This is a genomic window from Flavihumibacter rivuli (genome assembly GCF_018595685.2).
GTDB classification, from domain to species: Bacteria; Bacteroidota; Bacteroidia; order Chitinophagales; family Chitinophagaceae; genus Flavihumibacter; species Flavihumibacter rivuli.
Genome location: NZ_CP092334.1, coordinates 2,718,984 through 2,736,277, shown reverse-complemented (window position 1 = coordinate 2,736,277; position 17,294 = coordinate 2,718,984). Strand labels below are relative to the sequence as shown.

Genomic DNA, 17,294 nt, shown 5'->3' with positions numbered 1-17,294 from the left:
AAATGGAAAAACTACTTGTATGGGTAGCCTGTATGGTGTTGGCAGGTTCCTGTAAAGAGAAGGCACAGCGATCCGGAGTTTTGGAAGGAAGGATCAAAAGGGAGACCATTAGTGTTACCACCAAAATACCCGGAAAGGTTAAGGAGATCTATGTGGTGGAAGGCCAGGAAGTAGGCAGGGATAGTGTGTTGATAGAATTGGACATACCTGAGATAGCACCCAAGCGGCAGCAGGCCAAAGGTGCTGTCACTGCTGCGAAAGCGCAATATGAAATGGCCGTTAAAGGCGCAACTGATAACCAGATCAAACAACTGGAGGCAAAGCAACGCGGATTGGTTGAGCAATATGAGTTCGCCAGGAAAAGCATTGACCGGCTGAATCAATTGTTGAAGGATTCAATGATCGCCCCTCAAAGGTATGATGAGGCCTATGCCAGGTTCCAGGGTGCGAAAGCGCAGTTGGACGCGGTTAATGCCGAATTGGAAGATGCACGCAGGGGAGCCAGGAAGGAAATGAAGGAAGCCGCAAAAGGGCAGGAGCAACGTGCCCTTGGGGCTTTGGAAGAAGTGGAGGTGGCTTCAGGGGAAAGGCTGCTTCGTGCTCCGGACGCTATGACAGTGGAAACGATCACATTAAGGAAGGGGGAACTTGCTACTCCCGGCTATGTGATCGTTAATGGTTATCTCAGCGGCTCCACCTTTTTTCGGTTCACCATTCCCGAGAGTAAGATCGCTGCATACAAACAGGGTCAGCAGGTTTCGTTATCCATACCCTACAATAACCAGCGGATAACAGGCAAGATCATTGCCATCAGGCAATTGGCCAGGTATGCAGATATCACCAGTGCTTATCCGGACTACGAGATGAGCGAGGCGATCTATGAACTCAAGGTGCGTCCCGATGACCAGTCGCTGGCTGCTACCTTATTGGTAAATGCAACTGCAATCCTGGAAACCAAATAATCCTTATGCGAAACTTTTTCTGGCTAATTGGGCGTGAATTTGGGTTGTTCTGGAATAACAGTGTGATGAGGGTGCTGTTCATCGGTGCTCCCATCTTGTATGGATTGTTATTTGGTGCTGTTTACCGGAAAGGTAAACTCACTGACCTTCCCATAGTGGTGGTTGACGAGGATCGTTCACCGATGAGCGCATCCCTGATCGATATGCTGGAAGACAATGAAACCCTAACTGTGGCATTGGTAAAGGCTGATAAAACTGCGCTGCATGATGCCATGATTGGATTAAAGGCCAGTACCGTGGTCATGATCCCTGAGCATTTTGAAGCTGATGTCCTGCAACAACGATACCCTGAGGTAGTGGTAGATATCAATACGGGAAATATTGTGATCGCTAATTACGCTTCCAAGGCCATACAGGTGGTTCTGGGGACATTCAGTGCAGGTGTTGAAATTGCGGGCTTGCAGAAAAGGGGATTGGCACCCGAGGTTGCCATGACCCATTATGAGCCTTTCAAGGTGAACTATATCAGGTATTTCAACAAGGCAGCCAACTATATGTACTTTCTGTGGCCGGGTATGTTGGCAACCATATTGCAGCAGGTGTTATTGCTGGTTTTCGCCCTGAGCTTTGCCCAGGAAATGGAAACAGGAACTTTTCAGAGCGTGCTTGTACCAAGGTCAGGCTCACCTTTCGTTGCACTACTGGTGAAGTTGCTACCGTATTGGTTGATGGCGGCCGTGATCTGGTTATTCTATGGATGGTTGCATCGATTTTTCCAGGTACCATTAAGCTTTGACATTGGGAAGGTTACCCTCCTGGGTTTCCTCATGGTGGTAGCGGTCTCCTTCCTTGGCATACTCGTCAGTGTGCTCATACCCAGCCAGCTCAAGGCAACCGAATTATTGATGGTGGTGGCTACGCCGAGTTTTGTATTGAGCGGTTTCACCTGGCCATTGAGCCAGATGCCCGAATGGCTGCAGTGGGTTGCTGCAGTGATCCCATTGACCCATTTCCTGGAAGCTTACCGGGTCATGGCGGTAGAGAATGGTTCATGGTCCGCAGTAAAGCCACAGGTCAATGCCTTGCTGATCCAGTTGCTGATATATGGTGGACTGGCATTCCTGGTACTATGGTGGAAATTTTCAAGGGCAAGGAAAGCTAAACACCAAAAGGCATGAATTAACCTGGGAGATCCACCAGGTTTTTCCCTGTACGGAAACAAGTCCCCTTGAACAGCGCCACCTGTTCGTCCTTCTGATTGGTGACAGTGATCAAATAGACACCAGTACTTCTGCCATTATGCACTTCCTTTGCTTCTGCTATCAGGGTATCGCCGGTATTCACTGCCCTTGTGAAGGTGATGGTGACATCAAGGGCCACGGATAAATTATTGCGGTTGTTGCACGCGAAGGCAAAAGCACTGTCCGCCAATGAAAAGGCTACGCCACCATGGGCAATGCCAAAACCATTCACCATTTCCTTCCTTACGGTCATCTGTATGCGACTATAACCTTCCTTTACTTCCAGCACTTTAATGCCCAGCCAGTTGCTGAAGGCGTCATGTTGCATCATATGGTCAACGACCTTGCGATGCAGGTTACTACCGGGTGCGTCGTTCATGTTTATTTTCCTTTGAATTGAGGTGCCCTTTTTTCCAGGAATGCCTGTACGCCTTCCTTGAAGTCATCGGTTTCTGCAGCACGTTGCTGGAGTTTGTCTTCATTGGCCAGTTGCTCCAATAAAGCGTGGGTAAAAGACCATTGTAATGCCTTCTTGGTATAGGCCAATCCAACTGTTGGCATCTGTGCCAACGTTTCCACTATTTTCCTGGCTTCCACCTCAAAGACCTCATCCTCAAAATATTTGTAGATCATTCCAAGGCGTTCCGCTTCCACGGAATCTACTTTATCGCCCAGCATCATAAGGGCACTGGCTTTCTGGTGGCCGATCAACCTGGGTAAATAGAAGGTGCCGCCGCTATCCGGTATCAGGCCAATTTTGGAGAAAGCCTGGATGAAGGATGCAGACCTTTTCGCCACCACAATATCACAGCCAAGTGCAATATTGGCACCGGCTCCTGCAGCCACACCATTTACCGCAGCCACTACGGGTTTCCTTAGGTCACGGATGGCCATCACGATCGGGTTATAATGTTCGGACAGGATCCTTGCCATTCCCGGTCCATTGGGGTCTACCACTTCTGCCAGGTCCTGGCCTGCACAAAAACCTTTGCCTGCACCGGTCAGGTAAACCGCACGTACTGATTCCGATTCACATTCTTTCAAGGCCGCCTGCATTTCAAAAGCCATCTCCCTGTTGAAGGAGTTCAGTTTGTCCGGCCTGTTTAGGGTGATATTACCAATTGAATTTTCTATGGAGAATAGGATAGAAGACATATGGATTGAATTGTTGTTTTAAAGATCGTTATTCCTGTTAAATGATGGAATTGAATTTGTTGGGGATTCCCTCCTGGCCAGTTGTTAGGAGCATGCGGTCACCTTTTACTACTGGTGTACTGCATCAATGGCATTTGAAATAATCGAAGGGTTCCTGGCAGTCGTCACATTTATACAATGCCTTACAGGCGGTGGAACCGAATTCGCTTACCCTGTGGGTATGCCATGACTGGCAATGCGGACATTGAACGGCTTCCTCGCGTTCAAAATATCCTGTAGTGCATGCCTGCTGTTTTGGATTGGGTGGGGCAATGCCGTAGGCTTTTAGTTTTTCCTTGCCGGCCTCCGACATCCATTCGGTTGTCCATGCGGGTGAGAGCACCGTAATAATGTCAACATTCCGGAATCCATGTTGCAGCAGGGTGAAACGGATATTCATGCTGATGGCATCCATGGCCGGGCATCCGGTGTAGGTTGGGGTAATGGTGATGATGGCCTTATCTCCCTCAACCTGCACTTTTCGGATAATGCCCAGGTCCACTAGGGTCAATACCGGCACCTCAGGATCCGGGACCGTCTCCAGTAGTTCCCAAAGCTTTTGCTCGGCTTCATTGATATGGGTAGGGATAGCGTTCATCCTGATCACCATTCACTATTTGGATAAGTCCTTTGCATGAATTGCATTTCAGCCAGCAGGAAGCCCAGGTGTTCTGTATGCACCCCAATCTTGCCACCAGTCTGCATCCATTTGGAAACTGGAATTTCGAGGGTCGCTTCAGTAAGGGTTGAACTTACCCTTTCCATCCAATTGGTTTTGAGGGTTGATGGATCCGGACAACTTCCTGTTGCGGCCAGTTCTTTTTCATACAAAGCCGGCTGGAACATCTCATCGCTGAATTTCCATAAGGCATCCAATGCATTGACCATGCGGCGGTGGCTTTCTTCCGTTCCATCACCTAGCCTGATCACCCATTCACCACTCCAGCGTACATGGTAGGTAACTTCTTTGAGTGCCTTTTCTGCAATTGCGCTAAGGTTACTGTCCTTGCTTTTTTGGAGCGCATTGTATAACTCGAACTGGTAAGCACTGAAAAGGAATTGCCGGAGGATGGTCTTTGCCCAATCCCCATTATCCTGTTCTACCAGCAGTAAGTTGTAGAATTCATTGGCATCCCGGAGAAAGGCGAGGTCATCTTCATCAACAGCTCCTTTCACCATCTGGAAAGCGGGTGAGCCAATGGTGGAGGAAAGCCCTTCCTTGTGCTGTTCATAGATGCCGGCAGCATATTGGTAAAGGTTCCTGGATTGCCCGATGAGGTCAAGGGCAATATTGGAGATGGCAATATCCTGTTCCAGTACCGGACCATGCCCGGTCCATTCACTGTTCCGGTGCCCCAGGATCAGTGCGTTATCAGCAAGGTGAAGGACGTATTGAAAGAGCGCGGTCATGGATAGTAGCGTTGTTGAAGTGGAAGAAGTAAAATAATCATTTCTAAACTTGTCAGGCCATACAAAGGCAACCTGTCCTTACATATGACTTAGTTCATCAGGCAGGTCATAAAAGGTCGGGTGGCGATAGATCTTGTCGTTGGCCGGATCATACAGGCTATCTGCTTCATCCGGGTTGGAAGCGTGGATGTATTTGCTTTCCACCACCCAGATACTCACGCCTTCCTGGCGCCTGGTATACACATCACGTGCATTCTCAATGGCCATTGCTGCGTCAGCTGCATGAAGGCTGCCGACATGTTTATGGTCCAATCCCTGTTTGCTCCGGATGAATATTTCCCATAATGGCCATTCGTTGGCATGCTGTGACTGTTCGCCCTGGCCGCCTGCCTGTTCACGGTCACCGTAATCGCCGTAACATATCTTCTTCAGCAAATTGTTCATCACTTATTGGGTTTAAACCCTATGCGGGTCCTGTTGGAAAATTTTTCCTGCTTTACTTTTTCGTTGATCAACAGGTCGAGTGCCTTAAAGACCTCTTCGAAATTCCTGTTGTATTTTATTTAGAGTTCCCTGAGTTTTTGCTGCAGGTCTTCTACATGCATCTGGTAGCTCCTGAGCATCACAAAGGTCCGGATGATGAGGATATTGGTTTCAATGGCCCTTTCGCTGCCCAGCACACTGCTCAGCATAGCCACCCCCCTATTCGGTAAAAGCATAGGGAAGGTATTTGCGGTGTTGGCCCCGTCCATTTAAGGTCACAAATTGTGACCTTAAAGACTGGTACTCTTCTGCATTGCATTGAAACATAAAATCAGGCGGAAACCTTGCGCTATTGCGTTTAACCGCCTGGTTCAGCACCTTCGTCGGTACCTGGTAGAGGGCCGCAAGGTCATGGTCCAACATCACTTTCTGTCCCCTCAGCTCAAAGATCTTTTCCTGGATAACACTGATCTGCATAGCCTGGTATTTGCCCCCAAGCTAGCTGTAATACCTTCCTCAGGCAACGGCCTTTTCACCCTTTCTGGCGCGCTTGGCAGCAAAGGCCATCGCTGCCTCCCTTACCCATGCGCCATCTTCGTGGGCCTTGATCCTGGCGGCTATCCTCTCCTTATTGCAGGGGCCATTGCCACTGATCACGTTCCAGAATTCTTCCCAGTTGATCGCGCCGAAATCATAATGCCCCTTTTCCTCGTTCCATTTAAGGTCCGGGTCAGGGAGGGTCATGCCCAGGATCTTGACCTGCTCTGCGCAGACATCCACGAACTTCTGCCTGAGCTCATCATTGGAGAAGCGCTTGATCCTCCACTTCATGCTTTGGGCAGTATGCGGTGAGGCATCATCGGCAGGTCCAAACATCATGACACTGGGCCACCACCAGCGGTTGATGGCATCCTGGCACATCCTGCGCTGGGCTTCCGTTCCCTTGCTGAGCGTGAGCAGGATCTCGAAACCCTGGCGTTGGTGGAAACTTTCTTCCTTGCAGATCCTGACCATTGCCCTGGCATAGGGTCCATAGGAGGTCCTGCAGAGCGGCACCTGGTTCATGATGGCAGCACCATCCACCAGCCAGCCGATCGCACCGATATCTGCCCAATTAATGGTGGGATAATTGAAGATAGAAGAGTACTTGGCCTTACCGGTCAACAATTGCTCGGTCATCTGGTCGCGGGTAATGCCAAGGGTTTCGGCTGCACTGTAGAGGTAGAGCCCATGACCAGCCTCATCCTGCACTTTGGCGATCAGTGTGGCCTTGCGGCGAAGGGATGGGGCGCGGGTGATCCAGTTGCCTTCCGGCAACATACCAACAATCTCACTGTGTGCATGCTGGGAGATCTGGCGGATCAACGTCTGGCGGTATTTCTCCGGCATCCAGTCCCGCGGTTCGATCCTGATCTCGCGGTCAATCTTGTCCTGGAATATCTTGTCCAATTCTTGCTCCATAACTGGCAATTCTATGGTTACAAATGTAAGGAATCTGGCACTATTAGCTAACGAGTGTTAGCTTTTTGGCCGGGTTTTACATAAAATGCTTCATCGGTCCCCTGCCTTGGAACATGGAGACGCTAAGGCAGAAGGCTTTCTCTTTTATTTGGAATCGAAATCCACTACCACCGAGCCCGACCTGGGATGGGACTGGCAGGTGAGGATATAGCCGGCTGCTACCTCATCGGGTTCCAGGGCATAGTTCACTTCCATTTCCACTTCCCCGCTCACCAGCTTGGCCCTGCAGGTGCAACAAACCCCTCCCTTACAGGCATAGGGCAGGTCGGCACCTTCCTGCAAGGCAGCATCCAGGATGCTCCTGCTATTAAAGGGTAGATCGAAATCGAAACTGATGCCATCCAGCTTTACAGACACCCTGGCAACAGGGCCGGTATCCTTGGCATCGGCTTTTTCCATTTCCCTGGTCCGTTGGGCCTGGCCGGGACTGGTAAACAGTTCGAAGTGGATCTTTTCGGCCGGCACTCCCTTTGACACCAGGAAGTCGCGGGTAGAAAAGATCATGGCCTCGGGGCCACAAAGGAAATAATGGTGGACAGATGGCCAGTTTATGACCTGGCTGCCCAGCTGTTCGCATTTGTCAGCATCGATCCGGCCATGGTTGATGGCGGCATCTGTGCGCTCCCTGCTCAGCACATGGATGATCCTGAAGCGATTGATGTATTTGTTCTTGATGGCTTCCAGGGTTTCCCTGAAAATGATGGCATTGCGGTTCTTATTGCCATACACCAGGGTGAAACTGCTATTTGGCTCTGTAGCCAATACCGTCTTGATGATGGAAAGAATAGGTGTGATCCCGCTTCCTGCGGCAAAGGCCACATAATGGTGGTGATGGCTGGGATTGAGTTCAGTATAGAACTTCCCGGTAGGCGGCAATACATCGAGTTGCTGGCCTTTTTGGAGTTGCTTATTGGCGAAGGTGGAGAACTTACCGCCTTCTACCTGTTTCACGGCCACCCGCAGTTCGCCTTCAAGGGGGGAGCTGCAAACGGAATAGGAGCGACGGATCTCTTCCCCGTCGATAGTGGCTTTGATGGTAATATTCTGGCCTTCGCGGAAACGGAAGGTCTCTTTCAGTTCTTCCGGAATATCAAAGGCAATGGATACGCATTCGTTGGTTTCCCTGCGGATATCACTGATGGTCAGTGGATGGAAATGGATGGACATAGCAATCGTTCTCTTGTTAAGCTTTCAACCCTTCAACCATGATCAGGACCATGTTTTCTTCGAGCTGGCGCGGACTGATCTTTTCCTTGCTGCGGTGCCAGCTTTCAATACCATTCACGGCGTGTAACATGATGAGCACAGCGGTCGGGGCATCTATGGGTTTGATCTCCTTGCTGGCGATACCGGCCTCGATGATGGATGCCAGTCGTTTGCGGTAGGCCCTGCGCTGGGTATGGAAATTGGAGAGATAGGGGTCTGACAGGTGGCGCCATTCACGGTCTGCCACGATCACCATCTCATAGTTGTTGAACATCTGCTGGATGTGGAACCGAAGGATGGCTTCCACTTTCTGGATGGCGTTCAGTCCACTGTTCTCGATCTCATCACAGGCGGTATTGAAATCATTGGCCACCTTGAAACAGATCTCCTGGAGTAATTCTTCCTTGGACTGGATATGGTTATACAGGCTGGCGGCTTCTACGCCAACGGCTTCTGCAAGGTCGCGCATGGAGGCTGCCTTGAAACCCTTTTCCCTGAACAGGTGGGTAGCGGCCTCAACGATCACCTCCTTTTTGGTTCCGTTTTGTTTGCTTTTGATCTTGGCCATAGCTCCCAAATATACAAACGAACAAGTGTTAGTGGAGCGCAAACCCCATGTTTTGCGGTATTTTTTCAAAAGATGGCCTAATTTCGCGCCGGTTTGGCCGGTTTTTGGCCCGACCCAAACAAAACCTTCAATTTATATTATGTCTTTGATCGTAGTGGGTACCATGGCCTTCGATGCCATCGAAACACCTTTCGGAAAGAGCGGCCAGATCGTTGGCGGTTCAGCAACTTATGTAGCATGGAGCGCCTCCAATTTTGTGCAGCCGGTCAACCAGATCTCCGTGATCGGTTACGACTTCCCGAAGGATGAACTGGATGCCATGCAGGCCAGGGGGATCAACCTCGATGGGGTACAGGTGAAACAGGACCAGAAGTCCTTCTTCTGGGCCGGCCGTTACCACATGGACATGAACAGTCGTGATACACTCGATACACAGTTGAATGTGCTGGCCGATTTTGACCCTGTGGTTCCCGATAGCTTCCAGGGCTCTGAGTTCCTGATGCTGGGTAACCTGATGCCCAAACTGCAATTGAGCGTGATCAGGCAATTGAAGCAGCGCCCCAGGCTCATTGTGATGGACACCATGAACTTCTGGATGGATACTGCCATGGAAGACCTGGAAGCAGTTTTGAAAGAAGTGGATGTGCTGATGGTGAACGATAGTGAGGCCAGGCAGCTCAGCGGACAATATTCCCTGGTGAAGGCGGCTAAAGAGATCCGTAAGATGGGTCCCAAATTCCTGGTGATTAAGAAGGGTGAACATGGTGCCTTGCTTTTCCACGAAGACCAGATCTTCTTCGCTCCTGCCTTACCGCTGGAAGATGTTTTCGACCCAACCGGTGCCGGTGATACCTTCGCCGGTGGCTTCATTGGCCATATTGCCGCCACTCGTGATATTTCTTTCGAGAACATGAAAACTGCCATCATCAAGGGATCTGCACTCGCATCTTTCTGTGTAGAGAAATTTGGCAATACCCGCATGAAAGAGATCAATGCAGCCGATATCGACGCCCGTATGCGCCAGTTTGTTGACCTTGTGAATTTTGACATTACCCTCGCTGCCGAATAATCTTTTCGGAACATCAATATTTAAGCCCCGTCCGTTACTGCGGATGGGGCTTAATTTTTCCTGCGCACCAGGCTCACCGGAAGTTTGGCCTTCTTCCTCTTGCCATTGGGGTGGTAATAGTCTGCCACCAGGATGTAGATGCCTGTCCCAAGTTCCCTGTTGCCTTCCCCAAGTCCTTCCCAATGGAATTGGCCCTTTCGCCCGCACAGCGCATTGGCCACCAGCTTCCTCACTTCTGCACCGGAACTATTGTAAATGGTGATGTTCAATACATATCCCGCTTCGGGAAAAGCATATAGAATGACCAGGCGGTCATCCACTCCATCCCTGTCGGGGGAGAAAAGGTCTTTCTCCAACTGTACGACAGCTGACCCTTCTTCGTTTAGGTATTGCTGTGAGTTACGGTAGCCGGGTGTTCCCCAACCGGAAGATGCGGAAGCTGAATGCCAGTTCCTGCTGTCATCCGGCGGTCCATTGGGGTCGAGCCGCTCCAGGGCTATGCCTTTGGGATCCCTTACCAGCTTATGGTGCCAATCCGCCGTATAAGGTATTTCCTCCAGTATGTTCCCCTTCCTGTGTAGTACTACCAGCCTTCCTTCTTCCGCAGCCAGTGAAGGTAAAGGGGATGATTCCAATACTGTTCCCAGTCCACCCGTGATATACTGTTGTTCCAGCCAACCGGCATCGTTTGTGCATACCAGGTAGTGACCGGGATAGATATTCCTGGCTTCCCTGCTGACAGGTCTTGGACTGGTGATCATTCCTCCAGCATTCCTTGTGGCCAACCTTAGGTCTGACAAGGAAACGGCGACCACCCCTGCATTATAGAGTTCAATATAATCCGAGCCCCCGGCAGGTTCAGCTGTCATGAGTTCATTGATGATGACCTGTGGTGTGCTGTCCAATGTTGCCAGACCTGTAACAGTATTGGCCGCTGCCATGGTATTATCGGCAAGGTCTGCAAGTCCGATGACTGCTAGCTGATACAACCTGTCCTGCAGCAATGGCTGTGCAAGCTTTAGCCTGACTGAATTGTAGAATGGGGGAAGCAATTCATGCTGAAGGATTGGCAGGGGAGGGTCCAGTACAATATTTCGGTTATTGGTCACATTGATGTCAGCAATTGGCTCATCCATTACCAGTATCACATGCAAACTATCCGGGGCAAAGCTGTACAGCAGTAGGGGAGGGGTTTCGTCCGCTGCTGGTGCTGCAATGCTATTCGGCTGGCCCGGGCTACCCCCGCTTGCCGACCGGCTGGCCGCCCAGTTACGGGGCGAGGAAATGGGATGCAGCAGGTTGATCATTTCATAGCTCCAGCCTCCCCCTGAGGGATTGCCTGTTCCCAGCCATTTTCGCTGGTAGCCTATGGCGTGCACTATTTTCTCTTCCCAGTCCAGCAGATAGATCGTGTCCGATTCATTGTTCAGGACGGGCCATCGTGAAGGACTGGCCACCAGTTCCGCAGCGGGGAAACTGTCGCGGTAAACAGCAGGGCAGACCAGCAGGTAGGCATGTGCGCCAATGACCAGGGAGTCGGGGAGAAGGCCCCTGGTCCGGCCATTGCTGATGGACCAACCTGACAGGTCAATTGCGCTGTCCGTCCTGTTCACCAGCTCAATGTATTCGCAGGACGGCAATTGTTGTGCAGGTTCAGGGTCGGCCATCAATTCATTGATCACCACGCTGAAACGCTGTGCCGGAGCCGAAAAGGCCAGCATTATCCCAACCACCACCATACCCATTCGCTTCATGGAATCGAAATTAACCCGATAGGCCAGACAGTTGGCCGGCCAAATATTTTTTGGGTGAAAAAACCCGAGGCCTTAATTTCGTTCTCCATGATGATTAAAAAACATATGAAACGCACAACAAAACATTTCTCCAAAAGGGAAGGTGTGTAGCCGTTTATATGTTTCAACCATAAAAAAGACTCAGGCCTTCCCACAGTGGAAGGCTTTTTTTTAACCAAAAGCAAGCAATCGAAACAATGAAAGTCGCAGTAGTGGGTGCCACCGGCCTTGTAGGCACCAAAATGTTACAAGTTTTGGCCGAACGCAATTTCCCCGTAACCGAACTGGTTCCCGTAGCCTCTGAAAGATCTGTTGGCAAGGAAGTTGAATTCAAGGGCAAGTCTTACAAGGTAGTGAGCATGACCGATGCCATTGCTGCGAAACCGGCTGTAGCACTGTTTTCAGCGGGTGGCTCTACTTCACTGGAGTGGGCGCCCAAGTTTGCTGAAGCAGGCATCACCGTGATCGATAACTCTTCTGCCTGGCGCATGGACCCTACCAAGCCGCTGGTCGTACCAGAGATCAATGCAGATATCCTGACTGCCAATGACAAGATCATTGCCAATCCCAACTGCTCTACCATCCAGATGGTGGTGGCCATCGATCCGCTGCACAAGAAGTATGGCATCAAAAGGATCGTGGTATCAACCTACCAGAGTGTTACCGGTACTGGTGTAAAGGCCGTTAACCAGCTGATGAACGAACGCAATGGTGTGGAAGGCGAGATGGCCTACAAATACCCCATCGACCTCAATGTCATTCCCCAGATCGATGTTTTCCTGGATAATGGGTATACCAAGGAAGAAATGAAGATGGTGAATGAGACCAAGAAGATCATGCGTGATGATTCCATTCGTGTTACTTCCACCACGGTGCGTATCCCTGTTATGGGCGGCCACAGTGAAAGCGTGAACCTGGAGTTCGAACGCGATTTTGACCTTAATGAAGTAAGGGCGATCCTAGCCGCAGCACCAGGTGTAGTGGTAGTAGATGATCCGGCCAATGCACAATACCCCATGCCCAAGGATGCGCATGAACGCGACGAAGTATTTGTGGGCAGGATCAGGCGCGATGAATCACAACCCAATGCCCTGAACCTCTGGATCGTTTCAGATAACCTGCGCAAGGGTGCTGCAACCAATGCCGTGCAAATCGCGGAATACCTGCAACAGAAAGGTTTGCTCTAAACGATATAGCCAAAGGTTCACTGGCTGGTGGCATTTGTTATGAAGCAATTGACAGTCCTGGATCCGGACATATGCAATAAAAATTAACTATCTTAAAGGGGAGGCTTCGGCCTCCTTTTTTAATGGGCAGGTATGAGATGCTATGTATTGTTGATTTTCCTTAGTGTAATAATGGTTTCTGGTGGCCAGGCGCAGTCGGTATTGAACGATAAACCCTTTTATGATACGCTGAGGGCCCATCGACTAAAAGGTAGGCTGGGAGCGGCTTTCAATCTCAACTATGATGGGAACAGGAAGGTCTTCCTGCTTGGCGATGCATTGGGTTCCTACGCTACCCGCAGGCACCTTTTTGAAGCGGTGGTGAATATGTATTACAACGGTGATAAGTCCGATGAGAGCAACCGTTTCAATTTTTTTGCAAGGGCTGCACTATTCCGGCATGCCATGGTCGCTGATACATTGAAAGGAGAATCCGACCTCTTCCCCGAATTGTTCCTTAATATATTGTATGATGAGGGAAGGGGGTTGAACTATCGTTTCAATGAGGGAGTAAACCTGACATTCAACCTTTACAAGATCAGCTGGACAAGGCTAAAGATAGGAACCGGCATCTTCTACGAACAGGAAAGCTGGCGGGTCTTCGATCGTGAATTCCTGCCTGCACTGGATACCCTTGATCCGGAAGAGATCAAGTTCCTGCAGGAGGTATTGGGAATTGACAAGAAAGGTAATATTAACCGCACCAACTGGCGATGGAACAATTATATCCAGATGATGTTCCGGGTGGGCGAGAAGGTCAACATCACCACCATCGGCGCCTTGCAAATCCCTTTCAGGCCTCCATCGGAAGGCCTTATTGATATCCCGGAATTTCCTGCGACCGATAAACGTTTCCCAAGACTGACCGGCGATATTTCCATTACCTATTCTGCCACGAAAAAATTAAAATTCACTACCCGGTTTTATATCCAGCATGATCAGGGGCAGATCTCCCCCTTTGCAAAGGAGAATGTGTACAGTTTTACCCAGGGCCTGAACTTTAATTTTTAAGTGACAAAAAGAACTGTGGAGTGGACTAATCAAAACTACTGTTGATGAATTGCAGCAATGGCTGAATGGTAGCCATTGCTTCAGTGATCAGTTTTACAGCTGTCCCATCGGTGAGGGAGCGGTCACTGAGTTTCCTTTCGGCAATGAAACTCTTCAGCATCAGGAATGCTGCTGCAGGGGAATCCTTCTCAAAGCCCTGTGGGACGCGGGTAAGCTTGACTTCCGGTTCATTCCACAGTTCCCCGAAGACCGATTTGAATTGTTTAGAACCGATAATGGCTTGGAAATTGTCAAAATTGTAGTCGATCTCCTGGCGGACCTTTTTGAGTTCAGCAGGCATGGGCATGTACAGTCCGCCGCCTACAAAACTCTTGCCCGGCTCAATATGCAGGTAGTATCCGGCCTTCATTGATTTACGGCCTTCCGCATTGATGCTGATACCAAAATTGGTTTTGTAGGGTGATTTGTTCTTCGAGAAACGGATATCGCGGTTGATGCGGAAGAAACATTCCTTCGCTGTCAAGCCCGCAATGGAGGGATCCTTTTTACCGTGGATGTCGATCACCTGCTGCACCAGGGCTTCAGCGTCCTTGCGTGCGGCTTCATAGCGTTTTCTGTATTGGTCGAACCAATCCTTGTGGTTATTGGCGGTAAGGTCCTTCAGGAATTTCAATGTAGATGATTGCAGCATGGTGCAAATTTCAGGAAAGACAATAAAAAATGGAACCAGGTTGCTGCCTGGTTCCAAAAAAGATAAAGGGAAGCCGTTATTTTACTTTCGCCCAGTTCTCACCACTCTTGATCCGGTACATGGTCATTTCACTCACCCCATACTTTTCAGCAAGTTGCTTGATGGTGAGGTTGCGTGATTTGCTGTTCAATACTTTCTTGATCGACTTGACCTGGGAAGCACTCAGTTTCAGACCAACTGAACGATTGGCCTGTACTTTCTTGTAAGCGATCTTGGCCGGACTGGCTTGCTGGTGTTCAATCATCTCATCAAGTGTAGCCCACTTGAGGTTCTTGACTGAATTATCCGTTTTGTTGTGATTCACATGGATCACATAACGGTGCTTTGGCGAAGGTTTCTTTAGGAACAATCTCGCAATCTCCCTGTGGATATACAATGTACCATTGTTACCCGGACGATGCAGGTTAAGTGTCTTATAACCTGTGGTGAGTGAACCGTTCAATAATTTCCCGTCTTCATTCACGTTTTCCGTGTAACTGGCAATACGTCCGCCTGAGGACAATGCATATTGTTTGCGAAGGTGTTTCCATCCCGGAAACTGCAGCGGCTTCCAAACTTCGCCCGGTAATGATTTGATCATCGCTCCCTTTTTTTTAAAGTTACAAAAAGATATGCGATAAAACTATTATGCGTTTAACCGTTACCCACTAAGTCCAAAAATTCTTCTTCGGTAATGATATGGATGCTGGGGATCTTCTTCGCTTTTTCCAGTTTGGAGCCTGCGTCTTCACCTACCACAAGATAATTTAGCTTGCTGCTGACCCCGCTCAGGATCTTGCCACCCTGGGCTTCCGCCATGGCTTCCGCCTCACTGCGCTTCAATCGGTTAAGGGTGCCCGTGAATAGGAAGGTCTGTCCGGCCAGGTTGCCGGAAGCGATACTGCTTTTTTTCTCGCTCTTCATGGTCAGGCCCAGCTCTTCCAGGTCCTTCAGCAGGTCGAGGTTGCCCTTATTGTGGAAGAAATGGTAAATACTATTGGCCACCTTCACGCCTACATCTTCCATTTGCTGCAGTTCTTCCAGGCTCATACCGGCGAAGTCGTAGATATTCTCCACCGACTGTGCCAGGGTCTTGGCCGTGGTTTCCCCCACATACCGGATACCGAGGGCAAAGATCAATCGGTGCAAAGGCTGGCCCTTTGACTTTTCAATGGCCTCCTGCAGCTTGGTGATCGACTTCTCACCAAAACCTTCCAGTCCCCTGATCATATCGAAGGGAAGGCGGTAGATGGAGGGAATATCAGTTAGAAAGCCCAGTTCATAGAACTTCCTCACATTGGCTTCCCCGAAGCCATTGATGTCCATGGCATCCTTGCTCACAAAATGGATGATCCGCTCCACTACCTGTGCCGGACACTCAATATTTACACAGCGCCAAACGGCTTCCCCTTCTTCCTTGTACAGCTGGGTATGGCATACAGGGCATTTATGGGGGAACTGTATCGGGTGTTCATGACCGTTACGGGCTTCGGCTATTGATTTCACGATGTAAGGGATCACATCACCTGCCCGCTCCACCAATACCTGGTCACCGATCATCAGGTCCTTTTCCCTGATGACATCCTCATTGAAGAGGGAAACCGAGGATACGGTAACCCCGCCAATGGGTACAGGATCTATCTTGGCCACCGGTGTGATGGACCCTGTCCTGCCCACCTGGAATTCAACAGCCCTCAACTTGCTGGTAGCCTGCCTGGCCTTGAACTTGAAGGCGATGGCCCAGCGGGGGTGGTGGGTGGTCATGCCCAGCTTTTCCTGCAGGGCTATATCATTCACCTTGATCACCATGCCATCTATCTCGTAAGGCAGGTCATCGCGTTCGGCCTCGAACCGCAGGCAGTAGTCAATCACTCCTTCGATTCCCCTGAAGATCTTCTTCTCTTTTTCGGGGCTGCGGAAACCCAGGTCCCAAAGCATTTTCAGGGTTCCTGCATGGGTGTCCAGCGCATGATGCGGTTTACCTGAATCTGTATGGTAGCTGACGTGGTAAAGAAAGGCTTCCAGGTTACGCCTCCTCACTTCTTCCGGGTCCTTGATGCGCAGGGAACCGGAGGCCGCGTTCCGTGGATTGGCCAGTGGCGGAAGGTTTTGCTCGGCCAGTTTTTCGTTGAAGGCCTTGAAATGCTTCTTACTCAACAACACTTCACCCCTGATCTCAATTTGTTGGATGCCATAGTCCGAAAACCTTGCTGATAGCGGAACGGAACGGATCTGTCGGATATTGGTGGTGATATCATCCCCCTGCACACCATCGCCCCTGGTAGCGCCCCTTGCCAGCAGGTCGTCGTCATAGATCAGTGAAATACTGGCCCCATCGAACTTGGGCTCTACGCAGTACTCAACCTCCTTGATACCGGCACCTTCCCTCACCCTCCGGTCCCAATCAATGAGGTCTTCCGCGTTATAACTGTTGTCCAGCGACAACATCGGCACCAGGTGGTCTACAGTAGGGAAGGAGGGATTAAGTCCCCTGGCCACCCTTTGGGTCGGGCTATCTGGGGTAATGCGTCCCGGGGAATCTTTTTCCAGCCTTTCAAGGGCCTTATAGAGCTGGTCGTATTCATAGTCCGCAATCATCGGTTCATCCAGCACATAATACCGGTATTCATGGAAGCGGAGTACATCCCTCAGGCCTTCGATCTCCTTCTCCGGGATAGTGGGTAATTCCTTCAGTAATGTATGGGTAAGTTGTTGTAAATGATGCGTTTCGTTAGCGTTATACATAAGTCTGTATTGGCCTGTAAAGTTAGCTGCAATGGGCATTGGATGAACAGCGGGGCAGGGCAGGGCATTAAAATCCTCAACAAAACTTGTCCAGTTGGCATTAATGTGTATTTTTAACACATTATTGGATTGTTT

Annotated in this window: 19 protein-coding genes; 5 read left to right on the top strand and 14 right to left on the bottom strand. The window is 50.0% G+C overall.

The features are described from left to right. Positions 1-2 precede the first annotated feature (2 nt). Together KJS94_RS11720 and KJS94_RS11715 are read left to right on the top strand one after the other, a co-directional pair. On the top strand, positions 3-962 hold the full coding sequence (locus tag KJS94_RS11720) for an HlyD family secretion protein (protein WP_239804147.1): 960 nt from the start codon (positions 3-5) through the stop codon (positions 960-962). A gap of 5 nt (positions 963-967) precedes the next feature. Further along, complete coding sequence (locus KJS94_RS11715; protein WP_214448850.1) at positions 968-2,140, top strand: ABC transporter permease; 1,173 nt, start codon at positions 968-970, stop codon at positions 2,138-2,140. A 1-nt stretch (position 2,141) separates the two neighbouring features. Here the strand turns inward: KJS94_RS11715 and paaI are convergent, their stop codons facing one another. The 10 genes from paaI to KJS94_RS11665 form a co-directional block, all read right to left on the bottom strand. Then, entirely contained in the window at positions 2,142-2,582 is a 441-nt protein-coding gene (gene paaI, locus KJS94_RS11710; RefSeq protein WP_214448849.1) for a hydroxyphenylacetyl-CoA thioesterase PaaI, read from the bottom strand. Positions 2,583-2,584: 2 nt separating this feature from the next. Beyond that, positions 2,585-3,358 (bottom strand): enoyl-CoA hydratase-related protein, encoded by a 774-nt coding sequence (locus tag KJS94_RS11705; RefSeq protein WP_214448848.1) that lies wholly within the window; start codon positions 3,356-3,358, stop codon positions 2,585-2,587. 124 nt (positions 3,359-3,482) lie between these two features. After that, a complete protein-coding gene (gene paaD / locus KJS94_RS11700; protein ID WP_239804146.1) occupies positions 3,483-4,007 on the bottom strand; it encodes a 1,2-phenylacetyl-CoA epoxidase subunit PaaD in 525 nt (174 codons plus the stop codon). Beyond that, the gene (gene paaC, locus KJS94_RS11695; protein WP_214448847.1) at positions 4,001-4,807 is read right to left on the bottom strand and encodes a 1,2-phenylacetyl-CoA epoxidase subunit PaaC; all 807 of its coding nucleotides are present in this window, start codon (positions 4,805-4,807) and stop codon (positions 4,001-4,003) included. The genes paaD and paaC overlap by 7 nt, the downstream gene beginning before the upstream one ends. Positions 4,808-4,885: 78 nt before the next feature. After that, the gene (gene paaB / locus KJS94_RS11690) at positions 4,886-5,251 is read right to left on the bottom strand and encodes a 1,2-phenylacetyl-CoA epoxidase subunit PaaB (RefSeq protein ID WP_214448846.1); all 366 of its coding nucleotides are present in this window, start codon (positions 5,249-5,251) and stop codon (positions 4,886-4,888) included. 119 nt (positions 5,252-5,370) lie between these two features. Continuing rightward, entirely contained in the window at positions 5,371-5,526 is a 156-nt protein-coding gene (locus KJS94_RS11685) for a hypothetical protein (protein ID WP_239804145.1), read from the bottom strand. Then, positions 5,510-5,767: an ORF6N domain-containing protein gene (locus KJS94_RS11680; RefSeq protein WP_239804144.1), complete on the bottom strand. Its 258-nt coding sequence runs from the start codon at positions 5,765-5,767 to the stop codon at positions 5,510-5,512. The genes KJS94_RS11685 and KJS94_RS11680 overlap by 17 nt, the downstream gene beginning before the upstream one ends. A 39-nt stretch (positions 5,768-5,806) precedes the next feature. Further along, positions 5,807-6,751, bottom strand: a complete 945-nt coding sequence (gene paaA, locus KJS94_RS11675; protein WP_214448845.1) for a 1,2-phenylacetyl-CoA epoxidase subunit PaaA — start codon at positions 6,749-6,751, stop codon at positions 5,807-5,809. A gap of 144 nt (positions 6,752-6,895) precedes the next feature. Then, positions 6,896-7,978 carry a 1,2-phenylacetyl-CoA epoxidase subunit PaaE gene (gene paaE, locus KJS94_RS11670; RefSeq protein ID WP_214448844.1) on the bottom strand — a complete coding sequence of 361 codons (1,083 nt, stop codon included), beginning with the start codon at positions 7,976-7,978 and terminating at the stop codon, positions 6,896-6,898. A gap of 16 nt (positions 7,979-7,994) precedes the next feature. Beyond that, positions 7,995-8,585 (bottom strand): TetR/AcrR family transcriptional regulator, encoded by a 591-nt coding sequence (locus KJS94_RS11665; RefSeq protein WP_214448843.1) that lies wholly within the window; start codon positions 8,583-8,585, stop codon positions 7,995-7,997. 139 nt (positions 8,586-8,724) lie between these two features. On the opposite strand from KJS94_RS11665, the gene KJS94_RS11660 reads away from it, so the two are divergent. Next, positions 8,725-9,654, top strand: coding sequence for a PfkB family carbohydrate kinase (locus KJS94_RS11660; RefSeq protein ID WP_214448842.1), 930 nt, complete (start codon positions 8,725-8,727; stop codon positions 9,652-9,654). A gap of 50 nt (positions 9,655-9,704) precedes the next feature. On the opposite strand, the gene KJS94_RS11655 is transcribed toward KJS94_RS11660, so the two are convergent. After that, a complete protein-coding gene (locus KJS94_RS11655; protein ID WP_214448841.1) occupies positions 9,705-11,408 on the bottom strand; it encodes a lamin tail domain-containing protein in 1,704 nt (567 codons plus the stop codon). Positions 11,409-11,644: 236 nt separating this feature from the next. Here KJS94_RS11655 and KJS94_RS11650 point away from each other — a divergent pair, with 236 nt between their 5' ends. Together KJS94_RS11650 and KJS94_RS11645 are read left to right on the top strand one after the other, a co-directional pair. Next, positions 11,645-12,634, top strand: coding sequence for an aspartate-semialdehyde dehydrogenase (locus tag KJS94_RS11650; protein ID WP_214448840.1), 990 nt, complete (start codon positions 11,645-11,647; stop codon positions 12,632-12,634). Positions 12,635-12,766: 132 nt separating this feature from the next. After that, the gene (locus KJS94_RS11645) at positions 12,767-13,684 is read left to right on the top strand and encodes a hypothetical protein (protein WP_214448839.1); all 918 of its coding nucleotides are present in this window, start codon (positions 12,767-12,769) and stop codon (positions 13,682-13,684) included. 25 nt (positions 13,685-13,709) lie between these two features. Here the strand turns inward: KJS94_RS11645 and KJS94_RS11640 are convergent, their stop codons facing one another. The 3 genes from KJS94_RS11640 to ligA form a co-directional block, all read right to left on the bottom strand. Further along, positions 13,710-14,375 (bottom strand): DUF2461 domain-containing protein, encoded by a 666-nt coding sequence (locus KJS94_RS11640; protein ID WP_214448838.1) that lies wholly within the window; start codon positions 14,373-14,375, stop codon positions 13,710-13,712. A gap of 76 nt (positions 14,376-14,451) precedes the next feature. Further along, entirely contained in the window at positions 14,452-15,015 is a 564-nt protein-coding gene (locus KJS94_RS11635; RefSeq protein WP_214448837.1) for an NUMOD4 domain-containing protein, read from the bottom strand. Between the two features lie 53 nt (positions 15,016-15,068). Continuing rightward, on the bottom strand, positions 15,069-17,159 hold the full coding sequence (gene ligA, locus KJS94_RS11630) for an NAD-dependent DNA ligase LigA (protein WP_214448836.1): 2,091 nt from the start codon (positions 17,157-17,159) through the stop codon (positions 15,069-15,071). Positions 17,160-17,294: the final 135 nt, after the last annotated feature.